7 protein-coding genes are annotated in these 6,188 nt (G+C 60.7%); all 7 read right to left on the bottom strand.

Annotation, left to right across the window (positions count from 1 at the left end):
* Positions 1-700 (bottom strand): proton-conducting transporter membrane subunit (locus O2807_10670; GenBank protein ID MDA1000960.1); only part of this gene is annotated, 700 nt, incomplete at its 3' end.
* 25 nt (positions 701-725) lie between these two features.
* Positions 726-2,753 carry an NADH-quinone oxidoreductase subunit L gene (gene nuoL / locus O2807_10665; GenBank protein ID MDA1000959.1) on the bottom strand — a complete coding sequence of 676 codons (2,028 nt, stop codon included), beginning with the start codon at positions 2,751-2,753 and terminating at the stop codon, positions 726-728.
* 7 nt (positions 2,754-2,760) lie between these two features.
* Positions 2,761-3,063, bottom strand: a complete 303-nt coding sequence (gene nuoK, locus O2807_10660; GenBank protein MDA1000958.1) for an NADH-quinone oxidoreductase subunit NuoK — start codon at positions 3,061-3,063, stop codon at positions 2,761-2,763.
* Positions 3,064-3,078: 15 nt separating this feature from the next.
* On the bottom strand, positions 3,079-3,588 hold the full coding sequence (locus O2807_10655; GenBank protein MDA1000957.1) for an NADH-quinone oxidoreductase subunit J: 510 nt from the start codon (positions 3,586-3,588) through the stop codon (positions 3,079-3,081).
* Between the two features lie 13 nt (positions 3,589-3,601).
* The gene (gene nuoH / locus O2807_10650; protein MDA1000956.1) at positions 3,602-4,561 is read right to left on the bottom strand and encodes an NADH-quinone oxidoreductase subunit NuoH; all 960 of its coding nucleotides are present in this window, start codon (positions 4,559-4,561) and stop codon (positions 3,602-3,604) included.
* Between the two features lie 36 nt (positions 4,562-4,597).
* Entirely contained in the window at positions 4,598-5,740 is a 1,143-nt protein-coding gene (locus tag O2807_10645; GenBank protein ID MDA1000955.1) for an NADH-quinone oxidoreductase subunit D, read from the bottom strand.
* A 31-nt stretch (positions 5,741-5,771) separates the two neighbouring features.
* A partial coding sequence (locus O2807_10640) for an NADH-quinone oxidoreductase subunit C (protein MDA1000954.1) occupies positions 5,772-6,188 on the bottom strand: 417 nt, incomplete at its 5' end.

The following is a 6,188-nucleotide window of genomic DNA, read 5'->3' as shown; positions in this document are numbered from 1 at the left end:
TGATGGCGAAGCCGATGAAGAACGCCAGGAAGATCCAGATTTGCAATGTGGCCGGAACCTTCGCCGCCACGCCGTAGAGATCGACCAGGTTGAAGGTCAGCGTCCCGGTCCCCGACTTCAGGTTGATGAAATAAAGGGCCAGGATACCGAGCAGCATCAGCACGCTGCCGAAAAGGGTGTAGAGGAAAAACTTGATCGCGGCGTAGAGCTTCCGCGGCCCGCCCCAGATGCCGATGAGGAAGTACATTGGAACCAGGGTGATCTCGAAGAAGACATAAAAAAGGAAAAGATCGATCGCCATGAAGGTGCCGAGCATGCCCGTCGCCAGGAAGAGCAGGCAGACGTAGTATTCCTTCTCCCGCTCATGGATCGCCGTGAAGGAGCAGAGCACCGACACCACCATCGTGACCGTGGTCAACAGGATAAGCAGCACGCTGATGCCGTCCACCGCCATGAAATAGTTCGCCCCGATGGTCGGTATCCAACTCGCCTTCTCGACGAACTGGAAACCTGCCTGGGCCTTGTCGAAACGGGTCCACAGCGGAATCGAGATCAGGAAATCCAGGACGGCGACGGCCGTCGCAAAACCTTTTATGGCCCCCACCTGCTCCTTCTTGAAAAAGAGCATTATGATCACCGCTCCGAGAAGCGGAAGGAACGTGATCATCGTCAAAAGCGGGAAGCCTATTTCGTTGCCCATAAGACCCTCCAGGCTCGTGACGCCCCTAGCGGAAAAGATACGCACTCAACATCAGGAATATGCCGAGTAACATCACGAGAAGGTAATTCTGAATCATCCCCGACTGAATGAATTTGAAAACCTGTCCGAAAAACTGCAAAACGGAAGCCACGCCGTTCACGGCGCCGTCTACCGTTCGAAGATCGAAAATGCCCGAGAGACGGCTGCTGACCATGGTGATGAGGCCGCTGCCGTTCACGGCACCGTCCACCACCTTGGCGTCGAACGTCCAGAGCGAGTTCATAAACCGGTAGATCGGAGTCACGATGCAGGCCTGATAAATCTCATCCACGTAGTACTTGTGGTAGATCACGCGGTGCAGCCCCGGAAACTTCCGGACCAGCCCTTCGGGCATGGCGGGCTTTCGGATGTACATGAGCCAGGCCAGGGCGATGCCCCCGAGCCCGACGGCAATCGCCAGCACCACCAGCAGGGTGGCCGCCGATCCTCCGTGGCCGCCGGCGGCTTCGGTCGCCACCTGCACCAGCCGAACCCCTTCGTTCATGGCGTGGCCGCCGCCGAGCGAGGCGACCGAGGGATTCAGAAACTTGTGAATCCATCCCGTCTCCGGCGGAAAGCCCGGAATGGCGCCGCCCACCACGCTTAAAATAGCAAGGATGATGAGGGGTACCGTCATCGAGGCGGGCGATTCGTGGATGTGCTCGCGCGCATGATGATCCACCCGCATCTCGCCGTGGAAGGTCATGAAGATCAGACGAAACATGTAAAAGGCCGTCATGAAGGCGGCGATGGTTCCGATGGCCCAGATCCCGTAGTGGCCGGTGAAGAAGGCGTTGGCCAAAATCTCGTCCTTGCTCCAGAAGCCCGCGAAGGGCGGAACCCCGGCGATCGCGATTGCGCCGATGACGAACGTCCAGTAGGTGATGGGGAGCTTCTTCCGGAGGCCGCCCATGTAGCGCATGTCCTGCTGCTGATCGACCGGCGCATGATGGAGGGCGTGGATGACGCTTCCGCTCCCCAAGAAGAGGAGACCCTTGAAGAAGGCGTGCGTCATCAAATGGAAGACGCCGGAGACGAAGGCGCCCACCCCCAGCGCCATGAACATGAAGCCGAGCTGGCTCACCGTGCTGTAGGCAAGGACGCGCTTGATGTCGTTCTGGGCGAGGCCCATCGTGGCGGCAAAGATGGCGGTCAGGGCGCCGACCCAGGCGACCACCTCGAGCGCCCCCGGCCCCATGACGTAGATCGGGCTCGTCCGGACCACCATGTAGACCCCCGCCGTCACCATCGTGGCCGCGTGGATCAGGGCGCTGACCGGGGTCGGGCCCTCCATGGCGTCCGGCAGCCAGACGTAGAGCGGAATCTGCGCGCTCTTGCCGGCGGCACCGATGAAGAGCAGCAGCCCGATGGCCGTCGCGCCCGCCGCCGTGAGATCGGGCGCCTTCTGGAACACCTCGGTGTAGGTCAGGCTGCCGGTCAGGGTCCAGATGAGGAACATGCCGAGGAGAAAGCCCGCGTCCCCGATACGGTTGACGATGAAGGCCTTCTTGCCGGCGTCGGAGGCCGACTTCTTCTCGAACCAGAAACCGATCAGGAGGTAGCTGCAAAGGCCCACCCCCTCCCAGCCGACGAACATCACCAGGTAGTTATCGCCCAGGACGAGGATGAACATCGCGAGCATGAAAAGGTTCAGGTAGGCGAAAAACCGCGGATAACCGGGATCGCCGTGCATGTAGCCCACCGAGTAGACGTGGACCAGGAAACCCACCCCCGAGACGACCAGTAGCATGATGGTGCTCAGCGGATCGATCAGAAAGCTGAGCGAGGCGCTGAAGGTGCCCGCGCTCACCCAGTCCCAGAGGACGACCGTGTGGGTTCCGCCCGCGCCGAAGATCATCTCCTTGGCGATCCCCAGGACCACCAGGAACGAGAGTCCCGAAGCCAGGCACGCCACCAGCCCCGCCTTGTGGCGGATGTAGCGCGCTCCCAGCAGGCCGTTCAGCAAAGCGCCCACAGCGGGAAAGAGCGGAATAAGCCATGCGTACGCGATCATATTTCCCCTACCACTTCAGCAAGTTCACTTCGTCAACATTCATAATGGTGCGGTCCCGGTTCAAGGAGATCAGGATGGCCAGCCCGACCGCAGCTTCCGCGGCGGCCACCGCGATCACGAAAATCGCGAACACCTGGCCCGTCAAATCACCCAGCTGGCGCGCAAAGCCCACAAAAGTGATGTTCACCGCGTTGAGCATCAGCTCGATGCTCATCAAGACGATGATGGCGTTGCGGCGCATCAGCACCCCGGCGCCCCCGATGATGAACAGGATCGCGCTCAGCGCCAGATAATGTGAAAGCGGAACCATTTTCCTTCCCTTTCGCTAACGATCGATCGTACGCTTGGCGAGGACGATGGCACCCACCATCGCCGCCAGCAGCAACACCGACGCCACCTCAAACGGAAAGAGGAACTTCGTATAGAGCACCGAGCCGAGCGCCTCGACGTTACCGGGGGTCGCCCCGATGCTCCAGGAAGCGCTCTTCAGGGCCGGATAAGACCCCTTCTTCAAAACCACCCAAATCTCCACCGCCAGGATCACGGCGATCGCGACCGCCACCACACTCTGCCGGTGCCACTGCCTGAGGCGAACCGCCACCCGCACGTTCATGAGCATGATGGAGAACAGATAGAGCACCATGATCCCGCCGACGTAGATGAGAATCTGGACGACGGCGAGAAACTCCGCCCCCATCAGAACGAAAAGACCGGCGAGAAAGAAGAAGGTCAACACGAGCGAAAGCGCGGCGTGCACCACGTTTGACCGCGTGATCATCAGCAGGGAGGCGATGACAATGCCCGCCGCGAACAGATAGAAAAAAGGCAGTTCCAAAAGACGCTTCTCCCTAAAGGAAGAGATACTTCAAAAGGCCCGTCAGGAAAATATTGAGCATCACGAGCGGGAACATGAACTTCCAGCCCACGCGCATCAGCTGATCATACCGGTACCTGGGCAGGGTCGCCCGCAGCCAGATGAAAACGAACAGCATGGCGGCCACCTTGATGAAGTACCAGACAAACCCCGGAAGCGGTATCCCGAGGATGCCGTTCCACCCGCCGAAGAAAAGAGAAACGCCGATGGTCGAAATCACGACCATACTCGCATACTCGGCAAGGAAGAAGAAGGCGAACTTCATCCCGCTGTACTCGGTGTGGAAGCCAGCCACCAGCTCGGTCTCGGCCTCGGGAAGATCGAAGGGAACCCGGTTGGTCTCGGCCAGCGCCGCGATAAAAAAGACAACAAAAGCGATCGGCTGGTACACCACGAACCAGACATCGCTCTGTGCCTTGACGATATTTTGCATGTTCAGGGAACCGGCCAGCATCAGGGGGCCGATGATGGAAAAGCCCAGAAATATCTCGTAGCTCAACAGCTGGGCCGCGCTCCGCAGCGCGCCCAGCAGGCTGTACTTGCTGTTCGACGCCCAGCCCGCCATGACGATGCCGAACACCCCCAGGGAGCTGACCGAAAGAATCAGCAGCACGCCCGTGTTCACCTGGGTGATGTAGAACGTCTCGCTGAAGGGAAGGACCGAGTAGACCACGAACGAGGGGACCAGCACCATGATCGGCGCGAGGACGAATACGAGCTTATCCGCCTTGTCCGGGATGATGTCTTCCTTCAGGAAAAGCTTGAGGCCGTCGGCAATCGGCTGGAGCAGGCCGTGCCAGCCCACCCGCATCGGACCCATCCGCATCTGGATGTGGCCGATGATCTTGCGCTCGAGATAGGTCAGATAGGCCGCGGAGAACAAAACCGCGCCGAGGACGACCGCTATTTTTATCGTGGCGACAACAATCTCAATCAGCATGCCTGGCCAGAACGCTCCTCTCGCCCGCCCTCAGCGGTCACACTCACCCAGCACGATGTCGATGCTGCCGATAATCGCAACCACGTCGGCCACCAGCGCGCCGATGCTCATTTTCTTGAGTCCGCCCAGGTTGAGGAACGAGGGCGGCCGGATACGTACCCGGTAGGGCGTCTCTGTCCCATCGCTCACGATATAGAAACCGAACTCCCCCTTGGGGTTTTCGATGCTGTGGTAGATCTCCCCGGCGGGGGGCTTGATGGTGCGGGGCGTCTTGCAACTCACCGGCCCCTTGGGGAGCTGATCGAGGCACTGCTCGATGATGCGCGCGCTCTGCCGCATCTCCTCGATGCGGACGAGATAGCGGTCGTAGACATCGCCGTTCTCCCCGACCGGCACCACGAAATCGAGATAGGGATAGGCCGCGTAGGGCTGCGCCCGGCGCAGGTCCCACTGGACGCCGCTGCCCCGCAGGATGGGGCCGGTCAGGCCGAGGTCAATGCAGTCCTCCCCGGAGATCACCCCCACCCCGCGCGTGCGCTGGAGCCAGATCCGGTTGTCGGTCAAGAGGGTCTCGTAGTCGTCGATGCGGGACGGGAAGATCTCGAGGAAATCGCGCGACATCTGTAGAAACTTCTCCGGAACGTCCTGATACAGTCCGCCGAGCCGGAAAGCGTTGACCGTCAGGCGCCCGCCGAAAGCCATTTCGAATAAATCGAGCACCATCTCGCGCTCGCGGAAGCACCACAGGAAAACCGTCATCGCCCCGATATCGAGCGCGTGGGTGGCCAGCCAGAGCAGATGGCTCGCGATGCGGGATAACTCCGCCACCATCGAGCGGATGAAGTGGGCGCGAAGCGGGATCTCCCAGTCGTAGAACTTCTCGACTGCCGTCACCCAGGCCAGGTTGTTCGATGGCGCCGCAATGTAGTCGAGCCGATCGGTATAGGGGATGAACATCGTGTAGCTGATGTTCTCGGCTATCTTCTCCGTCCCCCGGTGAAGGTAGCCGATGTCCACATCGAGGTCCTTCACCGTCTCGCCGTCGAGCTTGAGAATCACCCGGAGCACGCCGTGGGTGCTCGGGTGCTGCGGCCCCATATTGATGACGAGCTCTTCCGTCCCGGGGACTACGCTCGTTTGCTCGACCCGCGTCTGCGTCTGTGCCTCAAACATGGCTTCTCGCTTTTCTCCCTTCGGGGAAGCGCTACTCCCCGATCTCCTTGCGGACCGGCTTCGTATAAACGCGCTCGCGCCGGCCCTCGAGGGGGTAATCCTTCAGGAACGGATGGGAACCCCAATCCTCGGGCAGCATGATCCGCCGCAGATCCGGGTGGCCGCTGAAACGGATGCCGAAAAGATCGAACACCTCGCGCTCCATCCAGTCGGCCGAACCCCAAATCTCCGACACCGTGGGAACCTCGGCCCCCTGGCGGACCTTCACCTTCAGGCGGAGGCGCCGGTTATGATCGAGGCTGTACAGGTGATACACCACCTGAAGCGGCTCTTCCTCATCGGGGTAGTGGGCCGCCGTCAAATCGGTCAAAAGGGAAAAGCGCGCCGCGGGGTGGCTCCGGAGATAGCCGGCGACATCCATGAGCGCATCGAGCCGGAGGGTGAAAGG

This window comes from bacterium (assembly GCA_027622355.1).
Lineage (GTDB): Bacteria > UBA8248 > UBA8248 > UBA8248 > UBA8248 > JAQBZT01.
Note: the sequence above shows the minus strand (reverse complement) of the source record. Positions and strands in the feature narration are given on the sequence as shown.